Here is an 18,565-nt window from a genome sequence, read left to right as displayed (position 1 = left end):
AATTTGTCATTCGCTTGCTGCCTGGCTGCAACTCCAATTACTTTGGGGATTGCATTTTATAGTATAGCCTTACCACTTCTTACCCAGCAGACGGTCAATACTGAAACCACCCGGGCCGGCAACCGCCAACACAATGAAACCGCCAGCGATGGTTAGGTTTTTCATGAACATCAACTGGTTAACACTTTCCGCAAAGTTAGTATGGAAAATCAACGCGGTCAGAATAGTGAAACCGGCAGTAAACAGTGCGGTAGTACGGGTCAGGAAACCGAACAAAATCGCCAAACCACCGCCAAATTCCAACAAAATAGTCAGTGGCAGGAAGAAGCCGGGAACGCCCATCGCCTGCATATACTGTTGGGTGCCAGCGTAGGCATCACCCATTTTGCCGTAACCGGCCACAATAAACAGAATGGGTATCAGAATGCGTGCTACCAACAGGCCAGTATCTTGTAATTTGTTCATCGAGACTTCTCCAAAAAGTTTGTGTGTATTAATGCCTGGCATCTGCGGGCGCTAATTTTTTTGGTTACTTGCTGGTGTTATCCCGCAAGCTCCCTGGGTTGATAAGTAAGAGTTGATGAGGGAATGTTAGTGGAGAAGTTGGGAAGTTGTTAGCAAGTAAAACTGTCGTTTTTTATCAAAAAAACTGAAGTGACAGCGTTGAAGCTCTCAGAGGTGATATTCGACGGGCCGCACGGTGCCTTAAGGCGATAAACCGTAAGGCAATACAAACAGGGGAATGGGTAAGCAGAAACCGCAAATTAGCGCGAAGAAAAAGTCCGTCGAAACAACTGGATAGTACCCCATGCACTGACTGCACGTCGGGACCAGCGGATAAGTTTGCTTGGATGACGAACACCGTACAGAGCCACTAAGCTGGAGCCAATCATCAAATATTTTCGCATACCGACAATCTGCGCCCAGCCACGATCGTATGGCGCGGTAACGTCAATCCAATGTGCAGTACTATTCGCGAGATCCTCTCTTTGCTGTTGGATCTTGCGTAACAACGCTTCCTTTTCTTGTGCTAATTGGCGGCGGCTCAATGGTCTTTCTCCAGTAGCTCGCGGTCTGTTTCCAATTGCTTACGGGTAGAACCCAGCAATGTGGAGCGGCGCGCCTTGGTGAGTGTCCAGATAACACCTATCAATGCCAGTGATAGTAACACCGCGGTGGTTGTGGCTAACGCCATTAAACGATAGGCGGGATCAATAGCCCAGATGACCAATACCAGTAGGCTCATTAAACCAAAAGCGGTAAACAGCAGAGTAATACCCGCCATTATCAGCAACTGAATCAGTGTTGCTTTTTCCTCTTCCAGTTCAATAATGGCCAGTCGGACACGGGTTTCAACCATCCCGACCACGATAGTGGCAATGCGATGGACAGTATCGAGGACCCCTTTACCGGGGCCCTGCACCTTAGGAATTTCTGCCATAATCAGCGACGGGACAACAGAACGCCCAACACCACACCAACCGCAGCACCAATACCTACGCCAGTCCACGGGTTGTCACGAACATAAGTGTCAGCTTTATCAGCAATTTCTCTGCTTTGAGCCGCGATTCTGTCACCGGTTTCGCTCAAGCGCTCGCGCGTATCTTTCAGTGCATTTTCCGCTTTGGCGCGTAATTTTTCTAACTCAGCTTTTGGCTTGTCGGTTGAAGATTGCAGCACTTCTTCCAAAGTATCTGCCAGTGACTTAAGTTCAGCACGTAAATGTTCAGAGGTTTTATCTTGTGGCATGTTATAGCTCCTTAATATAACTGAGATGAATAACAAACGTAGCGGATTTTCTGATGAGTTTAAAGGTTAAAAATCCGAAAAACTCACCGGATAATACAAGTATCTCGTATTTAAAGACGGTTGCTCGAACGTGATGCAGTACTTAAAACTGGCGCTGTTACTTCTGTGCCTTGGCTTGTTTCAGTTCAGCTTGTGCTTCAGCTAACTTCTTCTGTTGCTTGGCAATTTTACTGGTATCGCCTTTTTGCTGAGCCTCTTTTAACTCTTCCTGACGCTCAGAGACTTTTTGCTGTTTTTGTCTGATCTTTTTCTGCCGTTCAGCTTTCAGGCTTTCCACCGTACAATTGCTTTTCACTTCTTTTAACGCCGTTTCCAGACCTGCGGCGCGGTTTGTATTGCCATGCTGTTTGGCATAATCAATCTGTTGTTGGATTTCTTTGGCTTTGATATCGCATTCATTAGTGGCGGTAGCTTGGGCAAAGCCACAAAAAGCAATAATCGGTAAAACCAACAACAGAGAACGACGTAACAACATAGTAGAGCTTCCTTTTACAACGGGATTCAAGGGTGAGACAGGTTGCCGTGGATGTTTAATCATAGCGCTGAATTATGTGATACCCAAGTTTACCACTGTATTTTTTATATATTAATCAGATATCAGCAGAATTAATATGTAGGGATGGGAGGTGTTTCCTCCCCTTTATGACCGCTACCCCAGATTTTGCATACTACTTCTAAAGGCGGGCAGCAGACGTTGGCGTTTCTTCGATTCACTCGAAATAATCACATAGCCGCTTGGCAAAATGTCTTGCAGCGCCTCTATAGCTTTCTGCTGCTGCTCCGGTGACTCCAGACTTACCACCAGACTTTCATTCTCCGGTGTGATGCTCTTGATGCGGATACCGCGTTGATCAAGATGTTGGTATAGATAAAACCCATCTGGTAATGACAGCCCTTGCTGGTTTGGCCTGATTTTCAATGCACTCTCGGTACACATGATAAGCGGCGTAAACAACAGGGCTACCAATAAAAAAGCGGCAGTTGGGACGAGAAAATAGTACCAGACTGGGCGACCAATACGGTCCCTGAGGTTAATCACTCTGGGTTACCTTTGTTCTTATCATCGCCGACTTGAGCCGGGGCCGGATGTTTTTTTCGCCAAAGTACATACAAGGAACCCACCAGTCCGATGACCAGTAATGCCAGTGGCAATAACATCAGGAAGAACATCACTTCGTCTTCGTATTTCAGGAATACCGGTGTTTTGCCAAAGGCAAAGCCCATCGTGGTCAGAATCAATACCCACAGTAATCCGCTCATCCAGTTAAAGAATTGAAAACGGGCATTACTCAGGCCAGAAAGACCGGCAATTGTTGGTAGCAAGGTACGTACAAACGCCAGAAAACGGCCCACCAGCAATGCCGATAAACCATGACGGTGGAACAAATTATGCGCACGCTGATGGTAGTGGGCGGGCAGATGCGCCAGCCAGCCTTGCACAATTTTAGTGTTGCCCAGCCATCGCCCTTGAATATAGCTGAGCCAGCATCCGAGGCTGGCTGCGGTGGTTAGCACGACAATCGTGACAGGGAAACTCATCGCACCTTTTGCAATCAGCACTCCCACCAGAATCAGCAGACTATCGCCCGGTAAAAAAGCCGCAGGAAGCAAGCCGTTTTCCAGAAAAAGTATCATAAACAGCAGGATATAGATGGCCCAAACCAGAGACGGGTTCGCCAGTGTCTCATAGTCTTGTGCCCACAGAGCATGTAAGAGTTCTTTAATGATATCCATCTGGTATTCCTAAAACGTCATTGTTATATGCCCTTAGTACTTGACACTACACAGGGGGTAGCGGCTTTTACTCACCTGAATCACTTACTCGTAGTAGACCTTACTATAAATAAGTTTATCGGGGCTAATGAGCCTCTTTGAGCCTTACCCTACGGGCCTGTGCCAGCGCGGTTCAAAATGGTTTACAACCAATCTACCATTCGCTTGCAGCCTACCTGCAACACCAATTACTTTGGGTATATCTGTTAGTTTATAAACACGATCCACGACGATGTCCGGTAGTTTCGTGTTTTAGCGATGGTTTTGATAAATGGATTCAGGGCAAACCAATTCGCTGATATCTAAAGGTAAGTTCACTTTCTGTTATAGCCGCTTCAGCACTACAACAACATAGAACTCATCACACCGTCATGGTGGTAGGTCAGCATCCCGCTATATTGAATATTACTCTCTTTCCAGCCGCCCACACGATTTTGCTGTGTCGATGCATGAAATATCCAGTTGGAATAGTTAAGCAGTGGCTGTGATTGCCGCGGCTGTTTATAGATTTCATCTGCCCGGCGGGTATGGAACATCCCGTGATAAGCCGCGGGCCAGGGCCAGGTATTATTGGCTGATGAGGGATTCACCAAACCGGTAAATTTTGTCGCACCCAGTCGGTTTTTTATCGCCGTTTTTTGACGGGAACACCCAACAGGCGCAATTGAGGATGCGCGGCCTGGTTTTGTAGGTTCAGATAGGGTGGAAACGAACTGAAAGACAGTGTGCGATGGCTTGACGAGTCGCAGTCAGGTGAAATCTGGCTCAACGCAGATAACGACATACCTGTTGAGAGAGGATGCACGGGCAATAGCAATTTGCCTGAGACCGCATTGGCCCAGCAAGATACGGCAATAAGCAGAGCAAACAACCAGCGCATATATTTGCGTTTCGCTCCCAAAGCATCCGAATAAAAAAGTACTGCCACTTTAGCAAAATAGCGGGATATGAAACAGGGAAATATAGATATCTATTGGGTGGTTATTGAACAAGAGTTTAAAAAACAGGCGTGAGGTTGACATTTTCTGACAGAACTCAACATTTACTGACTGTAACGCGGGATAATCACACAGTGAAGTGAATGAATAGTGCCAATTCTCTTCCTGCGGATTATCTATTAGTGGGCTGCACTCAGTTTTTGCTGTCGGCAGCCATGTTGTTATTCATCATCAGGTTATCGAGATGAACCACCGGGTTCTCTGTGAACAGGTAACGATCGACATTAAATTCAAAATCATCCGTTGTGGCGCGGAACAGCATCTGCTTGGTGTTTTCCAGATGTTGCCACATGGCAAGCTTACTGGCGTAAGGATCTTTACGCATCAGCGCTTCAAGGATCCGGTCGTGATCTTCGCACCAGCTCTCGATCGACTTATCATCAATGTGCTCGTGCAGTTTAATCCAGTAAGGGTTATGTACCCGCTGGCTCCACATCTTCTCGACAATCGTGGCCATCGCGGTATTCTGCGTTGCCAATGCCACTTGTACGTGGAATTTGAGATCCCATTGCGAGTCGCGAAAACGATCTTCCTGCCGCGCATGTTTTTGAATTTCAATTAATTGTACAATATCTTGCCGGGTCACTTGCGTGGCGGCGAATTCCGCAATATTGCTTTCAATCAACTGGCGCGCCTGCAATAGCTCAAATGGCCCTGCGGTGGCAAATTCAATGCTTTGGTTGGGCATCACCAAATGTTTTTGTTGATTCGACATCACATGGATGCCGGAACCCTTGCGCACTTCTACATAACCTTCCACTTCCAGCATGATTATCGCTTCACGAACCACGGTTCGGCTGACATTCATTTCTTCGGAAATGTAGCGTTCTGCTGGCAATTTATCACCCACCGGATAAACACCCGCTTCGATACGCCGTTTCAATTCTGCGGCTAATTGCTGGTACAACCGTCTGGTTTCTGTGAATTCCATGATTAAGGCTCTTGGGATCAATTGAGGCGGCAAAATTAGCGGCTCATTTTGTCTGGAAGGCATGATATCCCGCAGGGGATACAATAGGACTTGTTATACCACTTATCCCTATTGGGTTCTAGTTATTGCTATCACAGTTATGATGGAAAAGGTGCGGTAACTCGATGACGTTTAGACAGTAAAAAGCCCGGTAAGTGTCTACCGGGCTGTTAGCATTTATAGCTTAATTATGGTGATTGGAATTAGTTCTGCCCGGCTGGCGTTTGTTGCACCGGATCGATGGCCGGTTCTGCTGCCGGGCGGTTTTGTAGCACCGTCCAGATGACCACCACTGCGAGCACATCAAATACAGCCAATGCAGCAAACAGTGGGCTGAAGCCCATCGTATCGGCCAATGCCCCGACCACCAGAGCGAACAACGTACTGGCAGTCCAGGCCGCCATGCCGGTAAGACCATTCGCGGTGGCAACTTCGTTACGGCCAAAGACGTCAGAGGACAAGGTGATCAGTGCGCCGGACAGGGATTGGTGAGCAAACCCGCCGACACACAGCAAGGCGATAGCCGCATAAGGGCTGGTAAACAGGCCAATAGTCCCTGGCCCAATCATCAGCAACCCCCCCATTGTTACCACTAACTTACGAGAAACAATCAGATTAACTTTGAAGTGTTTTTGGAACAAAGGCGGCAGGTAACCACCCAGAATGCAACCCAGATCAGCAAACAGCATTGGCATCCAGGCAAACATCGCAATTTCTTTCAGGTTAAAGCCATAAGCTTTGAACATAAACAGCGGGATCCAGGCATTGAAAGTACCCCAGGCAGGTTCTGCCAGAAAACGTGGGATAGCAATGCCCCAGAACTGACGGTTACGGATAATCTGCATTGCAGACATCTTTTTGGCGTTCGCTGTCGAGTGCTGTGCTTCCTGACCACTGAGGATGTACTCACGCTCTTCATCTGACAGTTTTTTCTGGTCTTTCGGGTGTTTGTACAGGATTAACCAGGCAATGGCCCAAATCAGACTGAGCACGCCGGTGATGATAAATGCCATCTGCCAGCTATGCATCACGATTGCCCACACCACTAATGGAGGCGCTATCATACCGCCGATAGAAGAACCTACGTTGAAGTAGCCCACGGCAATGGAACGTTCTTTTGCCGGGAACCATTCACTGGTCGCTTTCAGACCCGCAGGGATCATCGCCGCTTCTGCCGCACCTACTGCACCACGAGCGATAGCTAAACCACCCCAACTGCTGGCTAATGCGGTACTCATACAGAATATGGCCCACATCACGGCAAACATGGCATAACCGACTTTCGTCCCCATTACATCCAGGATATAACCGGCTACTGGTTGCATTAAGGTGTAAGCGGCTGAATAAGCAGCGATAATATAAGAATATTGTTGTGTTGTGATATGTAACTGCTCTTGCAACGTCGGTGCAGCAACTGCAATCGCATTACGTGTTAAGTAACCCAATATTGTGCCGACGGTGACCAAAGCGATCATATACCAGCGTAAGCCTTTAATTTTACGCACCATTTCTAACTCTCTCCCAGTCTAAGATTACTGCCATGAAGCGCGTTCTGTCGTGGCGTTTCATGGCGCAATTTGGTTCACCCGACATTGCTGTGCATGAGCTAGTCACACACTGAGTAATACCTTTTTATTCGAGTTAAAGCCGCAGTGCTGTCAGCGACTCTTATTCTTGCTTATTCCCATCCAGGCCAAATCTGCACAATCAGTAAGAAAATTCGTACGAGATGACTGAGGGCGACGCAACAATAACTTGTCATACAGATTTAAAAGTTGAGTGATATCACAAAAACCACTTTTCAATTAGGGAATAATAGAAGCCAGCAGACTTAGTGCCGCAAGGGACTATATGGACTATAAATGTTGAGTATTTGTTCTTTTTGTTAGGTTTTTGCGATCAATCTCTATAAGAAAGTACTGGACGATAGATGGAATTGGTGTGATAACTTTGCGATAAAGAAAGCAGAACTCAAGATGTACTCATGTGAGGAACATAATATGTCGCAGTTTTTAACCGAAGACTTTTTACTGGACACTGAATTCGCCCGTCGTCTGTACCATGACTATGCTAAAGATCAGCCTATCTACGATTATCACTGTCATTTACCGCCGGAGCAGATCGCCGAAAACACCCGCTTTAAGAACCTGTATGACATCTGGTTGAAAGGTGACCACTACAAATGGCGGGCAATGCGAACTAACGGTGTTGCGGAGCGTTTTTGTACTGGTGATGCCAGTGACCGCGAGAAGTTCGAGGCTTGGGCGGCAACGGTTCCTCACACTATTGGCAACCCGCTATATCATTGGACACATCTTGAACTGCGCCGCCCATTTGGTATTACAGGTAAGTTATTGTCCCCAGCTACCGCTGACGAAATCTGGCAGCGCGGAAACGAACTACTGGCTCAGGATAGCTTCTCTGCTCGCGGTATCATGCAGCAGATGAATGTGAAAATGGTCGGAACCACTGACGATCCAATCGATGACCTGCGCCACCATAAAGCGATTGCCGCTGATGACAGCTTCAATATCAAAGTGTTACCAAGCTGGCGTCCGGATAAAGCCTTCAACATTGAAGCCGCCGGTTTCAACGACTATATGCAGTGTCTTGAAGCTGCCGCTGACACTTCAATTAGCCGCTTTGCCGATTTGTGTACTGCGCTGAATAAACGTATGGACCACTTTGCCGCCCACGGTTGCAAAGTCTCTGACCATGCACTGGATGTCGTGGTTTACGGTGAAGCTGATGAAGCCACGTTAGACGCAATCCTGGCGCGCCGTTTGGCTGGAGAGCAACCAACTAGCCAAGAGATCGCGCAATTTAAAACCGCAGTATTGCTGTTCCTGTCTGGCGAGTATCACCGCCGTGAATGGGTTCAGCAGTATCACATTGGTGCACTGCGCAATAACAACAGCCGCATGTTCAATCTGGTAGGGCCAGATATCGGTTTCGACTCGATTAATGACCAACCGCTGGCACAGCCTTTATCTCGCTTATTGGATGCACAAGGCCTGCGCAATGCACTGCCAAAAACCATCCTTTACTGCTTGAATCCCCGCGACAACGAAGTGATCGGCACTATGGTCGGTAACTTCCAGGGCGAGGGAGCTGCGGGGAAAATGCAGTTTGGTTCTGGCTGGTGGTTTAACGATCAGAAAGATGGGATGCAGCGCCAAATGACCCAATTAGCACAACTTGGTTTACTAAGCCGCTTTGTTGGGATGCTGACCGATAGCCGCAGCTTCTTGTCTTATACCCGTCATGAATACTTCCGCCGCATCCTATGCCAGATGATTGGTCGCTGGGTGGCCGACGGTGAGGCTCCGGCAGATATTGAGCTGCTGGGTTCAATGGTGAAAAACATCTGCTTTGATAACGCGAAGGAATATTTCGCCATCGAACTGTAATCGCCGCACTGTTTTAGTGATGAATAGCTAACAATAATCACGGGGCGGCATATCAGCCCCATATAACATTAACTCATTGTTTATTTAACGCCCGGCGGCGTTATGAGGTAAACCCTGATGCAAACCCTGAACCGCCGCGACTTCCCTGGCCGCAGCCATCCTGACAAGATTATCCAATTTGGCGAAGGCAACTTCCTGCGTGCTTTTGTGGACTGGCAGATTGATTTGCTGAATGAACACACTGATCTGAATGCTGGGATCGTGGTGATTCGCCCAATTGATAGCGATTTCCCACCTTCGCTCAGTACACAGGATGGCCTATATACTGCGGTGATCCGTGGTTTGAACGAGCAGGGTGAAGCGGTGCGTGAATCCCGCCTGATCCGCTCAGTTAACCGTGAAATCAATATTTACCATCAGTTCGATGAATATCTGGCGCTGGCGCGTGATCCTAATATTCGCTTTATGTTTTCGAATACCACCGAAGCCGGTATTGCCTGGAATGAAGCGGATCAATTCAGTGATGCACCGCCGAGTTCTTTCCCCGCCAAACTCACTCGTCTGCTGTTCGAGCGTTTTGAGCATTTTGACGGTGCCGCCGATAAAGGCTGGGTGCTGTTGCCTTGCGAACTGATTGATTACAATGGTGAAGCGCTGCGCGAACTGGTGCTGCGGTATGCCAGTCAATGGCAGTTGCCGGCGGCATTCACCCAATGGCTAACTGAAAACAATACCTTCTGTTCAACATTGGTAGACCGTATCGTGACCGGTTATCCGCGTGACGAAGTTACTGCTTTGCAAACTGAACTGGGCTATCAGGACAGCTTCCTCGATACCGCTGAATACTTCTATCTGTTTGTTATTCAAGGGCCAAAATCGTTGGCGCAAGAACTGCGCCTGAATCAATTAGATCTGAATATACGCATCGTTGATGACATAAAACCCTATAAAGAACGCAAAGTTGCCATTCTCAATGGTGCTCATACTGCATTAGTACCGGTCGCTTATCTGGCGGGGCTGGATACTGTCGGCCAGACGATGGATGACGCACAAATCAGCCGCTTTGTGGAAAAAACCATTACCGAAGAAATTGTTCCGGTACTGGATCTGCCGGAAGACGAGTTGTTGTCATTCTCTCAGGCGGTACTGAGCCGTTTCCGCAACCCGTTCATTCAGCATCAGCTATTGTCTATCTCATTGAATGGTATGACCAAATTTCGCACGCGTATCTTGCCACAACTGCTTACTTATCAGCAGCAGCAAGGCAAGTTGCCGCCGCGCCTGACTTTCGCGCTGGCGGCACTGATCGCCTTCTACCGTGGTGAGCGTGATGGTCAAACTTACCCATTACAAGATGATGCCCACTGGCTGGAACGTTATTCCACCCTATGGAATGGGGTAAAACACGGTGACAGCACTTTGGCGGAGTTGGTGAACAGCGTGCTGTCTGACCGCGACCATTGGGGGCAGGATTTGACCGCAGTGCCACAGTTGGCGGCTCAGGTGACAGAACAACTGCAAACCATTCTTGATCGCGGAATGAGAGCGGCAGTAGCGGCATATAGCTAAAGGTTTAACTATGCAAAGTATTATAAAAATTCATCCGCTGGATAATGTCGCTGTCGCGCTGCAAGATCTGGCCGCAGATGAGGTGATTGAGACCGGTGAGTTCAGTGTCAAGCTGGCTCAACCTGTGGCTCGTGGCCATAAGTTTGCTTTAACGGCTATCGAGCCGAGCCAGATGATCGTTAAGTATGGTTTGCCGATCGGCCATGCTTTAACTCTGATAGCGGCAGGCGAACATATCCATTCGCAGAATGCCAAAACCAATCTGAGTGATTTGGACGAGTATCAATATCAGCCAGAATTCAGTGAACTGCCACCGCAAATGGCGGATCGTGAAGTGCAAATCTATCGCCGTGCCAACAGCAATGTGGGCATTCGTAACGAGTTGTGGATAGTTCCGACGGTGGGTTGTGTGAATGGCATCGCCCGTCAGATCCAACAACGTTTCCTGAAAGAGACGCAAGACGCTGAAGGTATTGATGGCGTTTATCTGTTCAGCCACCCGTTTGGTTGTTCACAGTTGGGTCAGGATCATGAAAACACCCGCACCATGCTGCAAAACATGGTGCGCCACCCCAATGCAGGTGCGGTGCTGGTGATTGGTTTGGGTTGTGAGAACAACCAGGTAGACGTTTTCCAAACGACTTTAGGCCCGGTTGATGAAAATCGCGTGCACTTTATGGTCTGCCAGCAGCAAGATGATGAAGTTGAAGCGGGTCTTGAGCATTTACATGCGCTGTATCAGGTGATGCGCCATGACGCTCGGGTGCCGGGCAAGCTAAGTGAACTAAAATTCGGTCTGGAATGTGGCGGCTCTGATGGCTTATCGGGGATTACCGCCAACCCTCTATTGGGGCGCTTCTCCGACTATGTGATTGCTAATGGCGGCACCTCAGTATTGACCGAAGTACCCGAAATGTTCGGTGCGGAACGTATTTTGATGAGCCGTTGCCGCGATGAAGCAACCTTTGAAAAGACTGTCAGTATGGTCAATGACTTCAAACAGTACTTTATTGCGCACAACCAACCGATTTATGAAAACCCATCGCCGGGCAATAAAGCCGGTGGTATCACCACACTGGAAGAGAAATCGCTCGGTTGCACCCAGAAGGCGGGTCAGAGCAAAGTGGTCGATGTATTGAAATATGGCGAACGCCTGCAACGCCCTGGTTTGAACTTGCTCAGTGCGCCGGGTAATGATGCGGTCGCCACCAGTGCGTTGGCGGGGGCGGGTTGCCATATGGTGCTATTCAGTACTGGCCGAGGCACACCTTACGGTGGCTTTGTACCGACAGTGAAACTGGCGACCAACAGTGAGCTGGCGGCGAAAAAGCCCCACTGGATCGATTTCGATGCGGGCAAGCTTATCCACGGCACCTCAATGGACAGCCTGTTGACTGAGTTTGTCGATCTCATCGTCGATATTGCTAACGGCAAACCGGCGCGCAATGAAGTGAATGACTTCCGTGAACTGGCTATCTTTAAAAGTGGCGTCACCTTGTAAATATTGTGTCTTTTGATTAATATGAAACGGCGTTTTATTTTTTTATGAATTAAATGCCGTTTGCTTATTAATTTGTACGGTCACCGTACATCAGGATTTTCCACCATGACCCTCTATTGGTTTGCTCAAGCCATTGGTGTACTGGCATTTTTTGTCGGTATTACCCTATTTTTCAACCGCGATGAGCGGCGTTTCAAACTTCAACTCTCTGCTTACAGCACCATTATCGGTTGCCATTTCTTCCTGATGGGAGCCGGTGCTGCCGGGAGTAGCGCCATGCTTAATGCGCTACGAAACCTGGTGGCCGCCAAAACCCGCAGCAGTATTGCCATGATGGTATTTATCCTGTTGACGTTGGCTTTTGGTTTCTGGCGTATGCAGCACGCAATAGAGATATTGCCGATTTTCGGCACCGTTATCAGCACTTGGGCACTATTTCGCACCACCGGCCTGACCACCCGCTGCGTGATGTGGGTCTCTACTGTCTGCTGGGTTATCCATAATGTCTGGTTGGGTTCTATCGGTGGCTCATTGATTGAGGGCAGTTTCTTACTGCTTAACGGCTTCAATATTATTCGTTTTTATCGCCTGCAACTGAAAGGGATAGACCCATTCCTGACGGAGAAGAAAGGGGAAAAAGACATAGTGAAAAAAGCAGAAGTGGCATAGTAAAAATGGGGGCAATAAAGCCCCCAACGGTTATCTTTGTGACGCGATTTAGACCGATTTACGGCTCGCCAATGGGTCTGGGTTAGCCAGTCTGGCATCGTCAGCCTGACAGGCTGCGGCGGTAAACAGCACATCTGTTGAGGAGTTCAGCGCGGTTTCAGCTGAATCCTGCAATACGCCGATGATGAAACCTACAGCAACTACTTGCATGGCGATTTCGTTCGGGATACCGAACATGCCGCATGCCAGCGGGATCAGTAACAGCGAGCCACCGGCTACGCCAGAGGCACCACAGGCACAGACTGCCGCGACTACGCTCAGCAGCAGAGCCGTTGGCAAATCAACTGGAATACCCAATGTATGAACTGCCGCCAGTGTTAGCACGGTGATGGTAATTGCTGCACCCGCCATATTGATGGTGGCACCCAGCGGAATGGAGACGGAGTAGGTGTCTTCATTCAGATTCATCTTCTTGCACATTTCCATATTAACGGGAATATTGGCGGCAGAACTGCGGGTAAAGAAGGCGGTAACACCACTCTCACGCAAGCAGGCAAACACCAACGGATAGGGATTACGGCGGATTTTCCAGTAAACGATCAGTGGGTTAACCACTAACGCCACCAGTAACATACATCCAATCAATACCACTAATAACTGTGCATAGCTCACTAACACGCCAAAACCTGTCTCTGCCATCGTGGACGCCACCAGGCCGAAAATACCCAGCGGAGCGAAGCGAATAACCACTCGCACCACTTTGGTCACCGCATCAGACATATCATTTATGAGTGCTTTCGTTGTATCCGCAGCATGGCGTAAGGCGATCCCCAGCCCTACGGCCCAAGCCAGAATACCGATATAGTTGGCATTGAGCAGCGCATGGATTGGGTTGGCAATTATGCTGCTTAACAAGCCTTTAAGGACTTCGACAATTCCACTTGGCGGGGTGATTTCGGCAGTATTCGTGGCCAGAATCAGCACCGATGGGAATATAAAGCTAACCACCACGGCAATAAGCGCGGCTGAAAAAGTGCCTAACAGATATAAGAACAAAATAGGGCGGATACTGGTCTTTTGGCCTTGTTTATGGTTGGCAATAGAAGCCATTACCAGCATCAATACCAATACCGGTGCGACGGCTTTCAATGCGCCAACAAATAATGTGCCTAACAGACCCACAGCCATTGCAGCTTGAGTTGAGACTAATGCTAAAACGATACCGGCGATTAGACCGACAAGTATCTGTTTAACTAAACTGCCGCGAGCGATAAGCCCGATAAATCCAGATGGTGTCTTTTCCATAGTTTCCAGTGATACCTCTTCCCAAGTTAAACTTGTTTTATTTTTTTGCTATTTATCACTCAAGCCGGAACGGGGCTGAGTGGTTATTCTTCACACCTGTAACTTAATATTATTTGTAACTGGGTGTATTTGCTTTGTCAGTATAAGGGAATCTATTAAGCAGGAAAGAGCCAATCAGCAAAATACAATGCGGATCAATATTCCATAACATTTTGTTTACATTTGTGTGATCGCAATAACATTTGGCTGTTAAGGTGATATGCGAGATAAATGCGGGGCAAGACTTACCCCGCATAAGAGATTGTAGCGTTAGCGTGCTTATTTATGGGCAGATTTATCCGCTACGGAACGGCGGTCCGCACGATGATTGACCCAAGCATTAATCAGTAATGTCAGGGCTAAAATACCCGCCACGACACCTAATGAAATGCCAATCGGGATATGGAATAGATCGATAATCATCATTTTGGTACCGATAAACACCAGAATCACGGCCAGACCATATTTCAGCATCGAGAAACGTTCGGCCACATTTGCCAATAAGAAGTACATGGCACGCAAGCCAAGAATCGCAAACAGATTAGAGGTCAGTACGATAAACGGATCGGTGGTCACCGCAAAAATAGCCGGGATACTGTCGACGGCAAAGATAACGTCACTCAACTCAACCAGAATCAGCACCAGCACCAGCGGCGTCGCGTAGATCAAGCCATTTTTGCGCACAATAAAGCGGTCGCCATGCAGCTCGTCGGTCATGCGCAGATGATTGCGGATCCAGCGAACCAACGGTTTCTCGCCAATCGGCGTATCGTCTTCTTTTGCCAATGCCATTTTGATCCCGGTAAACAGCAGGAAGGCACCGAACAGATACAGAATCCAACTGAATTGCGATACCAGCCAGCTCCCAGCAAAGATCATGATAGTTCGCAGCACAATCGCGCCCAACACACCGTAAATCAGCACTCGACGCTGTAAATTGGCAGGAACGGCGAAGTAGCTAAACAGCATCAGCCAGACGAAGACATTATCGACCGCGAGCGCTTTTTCGATCAGGTAGCCGGTCAAAAAGGCGAGAGCTTGTTTGTCGGCAATTTCGCGACCGACTGTCTCAGCCAAATACCACCAGAAGCCGGCGTTAAACAGTAACGATAAGCTAACCCACACTAGCGACCAACAGGCAGCCTGACGCAGTGTCATGGTTTGCGAACCACGCCGTCCCTGTGCCAGTAAATCGATGGCGAGCATAATTGTCACTACGACAGCAAAACTACCCCACAGTAAGGGAGTACCCACGGTATTCATCATTTATAAACCTCATAAAAACAAAACGGCCAACGTCGGAAGACGCCAGCCGCTATGTCTGAGCTGCAAGCAAACCTCGCCTTCCGGCAAGGTCTCACTTACAACGTCTGATGATGTATTAGCCCCGAACAGGTGCCTGTACATCATGAGGTTGCCCGGTAACCGGGTGCTTTCGCACCGTAATGACGGCTGACCGGCAATGAAGTTACTCCCCTTTGCCGCGCAAAAATAATAGAAAATGGGCTGTTGGTCAATCACTGAAAGCAAATTAACTGACAGCCGGTGGCTGGGTATCGGCCGGGAAGGTAACACCGGTTTGGCGGCGGATGTCAGTTTGGATACGTGATGTCAGCAATGATAGCTGTAATCCATCGTGTTCCACCTGATTGTTTTCCACCAGATTGGCAAAAACCTCAGCTTCATACAGCATAGTATTAATGTGCTGTGGCTGCGTCAGATCTTGGGAATGGCTGTCGCGTGGAGTAAAAGCAACAGACAGGCATTCAGAGATACTTTCGATAACCAGTGAACCGGCTTCCCCCTGAATTTCACTTGGGATATCTGACTGACTCACTTTTGAGTGAATAATAACCACATCGAAATCACCGTAATTCAAGATGACGGTACCGTGCGCATCGACACCACTTGGCAGCAGACTGGCGCTTGCCAACACGGATTTCGGCTTGCCCCACAATGCCAATGTACTGGCCAGACAATAATAACCAATATCCATAATTGAACCGTTGGAAAATGCCGGATTAAAGGTATTGGGGTTTTCGCCATTCAGATAACGCTGATAACGTGATGAATATTGGCAAAAATTAATAAAAGCTTTGCGCATTTTCCCTATGCGCGGTAATGATTTTTTTAACTCAATAAAGTTAGGCAGATAGGCGGTTTTAAAGGCTTCAAACAACACCACTTGATGCAGGCGGGCGCAGGCAACCAAGGACTCAACTTCAGCCAGATTTGATGACAGTGATTTCTCACAAATAACGTGCTTCTTATGGCTGAGGAAGAGGTGTGCCTGAGAGTAATGCAGTGAGTTTGGGCTGGCAATATACACCGCGTCAATCTGATCGCTGGCCGCAAGTGCTGCCAGATCAGTGAAGCATTCAGTGACGTTATAGTCATCGCCAAACCCTTGAGCTTGCTCCAGCTTGCGGGAATAAACCGCCACCAGTTTCATTTTTCCACTTTCATGGGCAGCATCGACAAAGCGTGCCGTGATCCAGTTGGTGCCAATAACAGCGAAGCGAATCATAGTGAACTCCATTCCTATAGAATAAAAACACGGTGAATCGCCAAATGGCATACTCCGTAGAGCCACTGTTTGCTTTCTTGGCGAATATTATTTGTAAATAAAATACTAGTAAATTGTGCCAAATAGATCCAAGTGTGTCAGATAGAGGCGCGTATCAAATTCTAACTGATGATATTGCGGCTCCATATGGCAACACAAACTGTAGAATGCTTTGTTGTGATCTTTCTCTTTCAAATGCGCTAACTCATGGACCACAATCATTTTCAGGAAGGATTCTGGCGAGTTTTTAAACACTGTTGCTACACGGATCTCTGCCTTGGCTTTCAATTTACCGCCTTGCACTCTGGAAATAGCCGTGTGTAGGCCGAGTGCGTGCTTCATCACTTGAATTTTACTGTCATAGGCCACTTTACTCAGTGGCTGGGCATTGCGTAGATATTGGTTTTTTAAATCAATCGTATATTGGTACAGCATTTTATCCGTTTTGTAATCATGTGGTTGCGGATAGCGCTGACGTAATACATTGCCCAGCCGCTGCTCAGTGATGAGCTGACGCACCTGAGATTGTAAGTGTTCGGGGTAGCCTTGCAGATAAGTCAGTTCCTGCATATGCGTTTGTTCTGCCTAATTTAATGAAGTTATTGATGGTTGTATTAGGACGATAATAGCGTTTTCCTACTGTTTAGACAAAATCCTATTGTTTAGACAGAACTCACTCCTTGGATAACCTCTAATCGTTAGTTACAAAGGCTCAATACCAACATCATTATACTTGGATGAGTTTCTTCTCGTTCATACTTAACCCTTAACCCTTAACCCTTAACCCATTTAGAGTAACTCTCCAGAGGATAATATTTGTGTTGCGAAACGTTGCTAAGATGCCCTGGCTAATCTGAGTTTTTAGGAAATGGTTTACCCATATTGTTCAAACCAATAGGCAGATACCTGCAATATATTTGCAGGTATCTTTTGTTGCTCTTAGAAAGAGTACTTTATGCCGACTAAGGCATTAGTGTCGTTTGTATTATCATGTCCTATTTGATGATTTACATTTGCCCAAGCATGTAATTTTTGGTCAATTTTACTCTCTATACCAATCTTAAATTCAGCACTGCTTTTGTTGTTATTCTCAACACTTTTACCAGAAAGTTGTGTGCCAGTATTTTTATTTTGGTGAAGCCAGTTAACAGCAATAAATGGCATGAATTGTTTGTTCGGATTATTAATGGTTTCAGGTAAGTTTTCGCACCAATGCGAGTAATTAGCTGACCTCTATTGTCATAAGTTATTACATCTTTATTGGCTGTAGTATGAGTTTTAGCATTTATACCCACCCAGGTAATTTGTGCGCTGGGTTGAATGAAATAACTCAGTTGCTCAGTGCTGCCAATATTAAAGGCATAACCGCTTTCTACTGAACTGGTGAAACCAGACGATTTATATTTCTCTTCTATCTGTTCCTGACCATTCACCTTATTATTAAACCAACTATATTGTGCCAAAGTATCAATATAGAAGCCGGTGCTCTCTTGCTGGTCAGTAAGCCAGGTTGCATATACACCAAGGTTATAACCATTAACAGAACCATTAGAGTAATAGCCTGTGACCTTAGATTGGCTGTAGTTAGTTGCTTTGCCTAATCCGGCCAACACTCCAATCCGCCCGCTGCCTTGAGTACCGATATCCCACTGAACAAGATCCCCGCCAAGTTGAATAGAGTGGTATTTACCTTTGATATTCAATTGGTCAATAGTGTTACCAAACTGTTTTCTTCCGCCTTGAGTATGCATCCACATGCTGGAAACACGCCATTCGCCGGTAATAGCATCCTTATAGTGATAATTGCCAGAGCGATTTTCTAAGCCTGAAGTAAACAGATTTCTCGCCATTGAGATATTGGCAATATAGCTGCCATTTTCTGGCCGATAAACTGGCTTATAGGTTTTTTGGGGGTATTTTTGTGCTGTTTTTAACTTTAGCTGGCGTTGCTACAAT

General features: G+C 47.3%; 17 protein-coding genes and 2 pseudogenes. 4 read left to right on the top strand and 15 right to left on the bottom strand.

Annotated features, from left to right (window positions below; all coding sequences use genetic code 11):
- Positions 1-69 precede the first annotated feature (69 nt).
- The 10 genes and pseudogenes from YALDO0001_RS18020 to YALDO0001_RS17975 form a co-directional block, all read right to left on the bottom strand.
- Positions 70-465: a DoxX family protein gene (locus YALDO0001_RS18020; RefSeq protein WP_004705308.1), complete on the bottom strand. Its 396-nt coding sequence runs from the start codon at positions 463-465 to the stop codon at positions 70-72.
- A gap of 299 nt (positions 466-764) precedes the next feature.
- Positions 765-1,049, bottom strand: a complete 285-nt coding sequence (locus YALDO0001_RS18015; protein WP_042547022.1) for a YqjK-like family protein — start codon at positions 1,047-1,049, stop codon at positions 765-767.
- Positions 1,046-1,441 carry a phage holin family protein gene (locus tag YALDO0001_RS18010; protein WP_004705306.1) on the bottom strand — a complete coding sequence of 132 codons (396 nt, stop codon included), beginning with the start codon at positions 1,439-1,441 and terminating at the stop codon, positions 1,046-1,048. Before YALDO0001_RS18010 ends, YALDO0001_RS18015 begins: the two co-directional genes overlap by 4 nt.
- Positions 1,442-1,443: 2 nt before the next feature.
- Positions 1,444-1,749 (bottom strand): ElaB/YgaM/YqjD family protein, encoded by a 306-nt coding sequence (locus YALDO0001_RS18005; protein WP_004705304.1) that lies wholly within the window; start codon positions 1,747-1,749, stop codon positions 1,444-1,446.
- 157 nt (positions 1,750-1,906) lie between these two features.
- On the bottom strand, positions 1,907-2,284 hold the full coding sequence (locus YALDO0001_RS18000) for a DUF1090 domain-containing protein (RefSeq protein ID WP_004705302.1): 378 nt from the start codon (positions 2,282-2,284) through the stop codon (positions 1,907-1,909).
- A 174-nt stretch (positions 2,285-2,458) separates the two neighbouring features.
- Positions 2,459-2,848, bottom strand: coding sequence for an EnvZ/OmpR regulon moderator MzrA (mzrA, locus tag YALDO0001_RS17995; RefSeq protein ID WP_042547020.1), 390 nt, complete (start codon positions 2,846-2,848; stop codon positions 2,459-2,461).
- Positions 2,845-3,543 carry a DedA family protein gene (locus tag YALDO0001_RS17990; protein ID WP_004705297.1) on the bottom strand — a complete coding sequence of 233 codons (699 nt, stop codon included), beginning with the start codon at positions 3,541-3,543 and terminating at the stop codon, positions 2,845-2,847. Before YALDO0001_RS17990 ends, mzrA begins: the two co-directional genes overlap by 4 nt.
- 380 nt (positions 3,544-3,923) lie before the next feature.
- Positions 3,924-4,462 (bottom strand): annotated as a pseudogene (locus YALDO0001_RS17985) (hypothetical protein).
- Positions 4,463-4,713: 251 nt separating this feature from the next.
- A complete protein-coding gene (gene exuR, locus YALDO0001_RS17980; protein ID WP_042840480.1) occupies positions 4,714-5,511 on the bottom strand; it encodes a transcriptional regulator ExuR in 798 nt (265 codons plus the stop codon).
- A 242-nt stretch (positions 5,512-5,753) separates the two neighbouring features.
- The gene (locus tag YALDO0001_RS17975; protein WP_004705292.1) at positions 5,754-7,058 is read right to left on the bottom strand and encodes an MFS transporter; all 1,305 of its coding nucleotides are present in this window, start codon (positions 7,056-7,058) and stop codon (positions 5,754-5,756) included.
- 492 nt (positions 7,059-7,550) lie between these two features.
- Here YALDO0001_RS17975 and uxaC point away from each other — a divergent pair, with 492 nt between their 5' ends.
- From uxaC to YALDO0001_RS17955, 4 genes are all read left to right on the top strand, one after another.
- Positions 7,551-8,960, top strand: coding sequence for a glucuronate isomerase (gene uxaC, locus YALDO0001_RS17970; RefSeq protein ID WP_004705289.1), 1,410 nt, complete (start codon positions 7,551-7,553; stop codon positions 8,958-8,960).
- Between the two features lie 117 nt (positions 8,961-9,077).
- Entirely contained in the window at positions 9,078-10,529 is a 1,452-nt protein-coding gene (locus YALDO0001_RS17965) for a tagaturonate reductase (protein WP_004705287.1), read from the top strand.
- Between the two features lie 10 nt (positions 10,530-10,539).
- Positions 10,540-12,030 carry a UxaA family hydrolase gene (locus tag YALDO0001_RS17960; protein ID WP_004705285.1) on the top strand — a complete coding sequence of 497 codons (1,491 nt, stop codon included), beginning with the start codon at positions 10,540-10,542 and terminating at the stop codon, positions 12,028-12,030.
- Positions 12,031-12,135: 105 nt separating this feature from the next.
- Positions 12,136-12,699 carry a YgjV family protein gene (locus YALDO0001_RS17955; protein WP_004705283.1) on the top strand — a complete coding sequence of 188 codons (564 nt, stop codon included), beginning with the start codon at positions 12,136-12,138 and terminating at the stop codon, positions 12,697-12,699.
- 48 nt (positions 12,700-12,747) lie between these two features.
- Here YALDO0001_RS17955 and sstT read toward each other — a convergent pair whose 3' ends face one another.
- The 5 genes and pseudogenes from sstT to YALDO0001_RS17930 form a co-directional block, all read right to left on the bottom strand.
- A complete protein-coding gene (sstT, locus tag YALDO0001_RS17950; RefSeq protein ID WP_004705281.1) occupies positions 12,748-14,004 on the bottom strand; it encodes a serine/threonine transporter SstT in 1,257 nt (418 codons plus the stop codon).
- Between the two features lie 318 nt (positions 14,005-14,322).
- Positions 14,323-15,309, bottom strand: a complete 987-nt coding sequence (locus YALDO0001_RS17945; protein WP_004705279.1) for a TerC family protein — start codon at positions 15,307-15,309, stop codon at positions 14,323-14,325.
- Positions 15,310-15,574: 265 nt separating this feature from the next.
- On the bottom strand, positions 15,575-16,570 hold the full coding sequence (locus tag YALDO0001_RS17940; protein WP_004705277.1) for a Gfo/Idh/MocA family protein: 996 nt from the start codon (positions 16,568-16,570) through the stop codon (positions 15,575-15,577).
- A gap of 105 nt (positions 16,571-16,675) precedes the next feature.
- Positions 16,676-17,179: a M48 metallopeptidase family protein gene (locus tag YALDO0001_RS17935; protein ID WP_004705275.1), complete on the bottom strand. Its 504-nt coding sequence runs from the start codon at positions 17,177-17,179 to the stop codon at positions 16,676-16,678.
- Positions 17,180-17,548: 369 nt separating this feature from the next.
- Positions 17,549-18,501, bottom strand: a pseudogene (locus YALDO0001_RS17930) (autotransporter outer membrane beta-barrel domain-containing protein); the annotation flags it as partial.
- Between the last annotated feature and the right edge of the window lie 64 nt (positions 18,502-18,565).

Origin of the sequence: Yersinia aldovae ATCC 35236 (assembly GCF_000173735.1) — a bacterium.
In the GTDB taxonomy this organism is placed as follows: Bacteria; Pseudomonadota; Gammaproteobacteria; order Enterobacterales; family Enterobacteriaceae; genus Yersinia; species Yersinia aldovae.
Note: the sequence above shows the minus strand (reverse complement) of the source record. Positions and strands in the feature narration are given on the sequence as shown.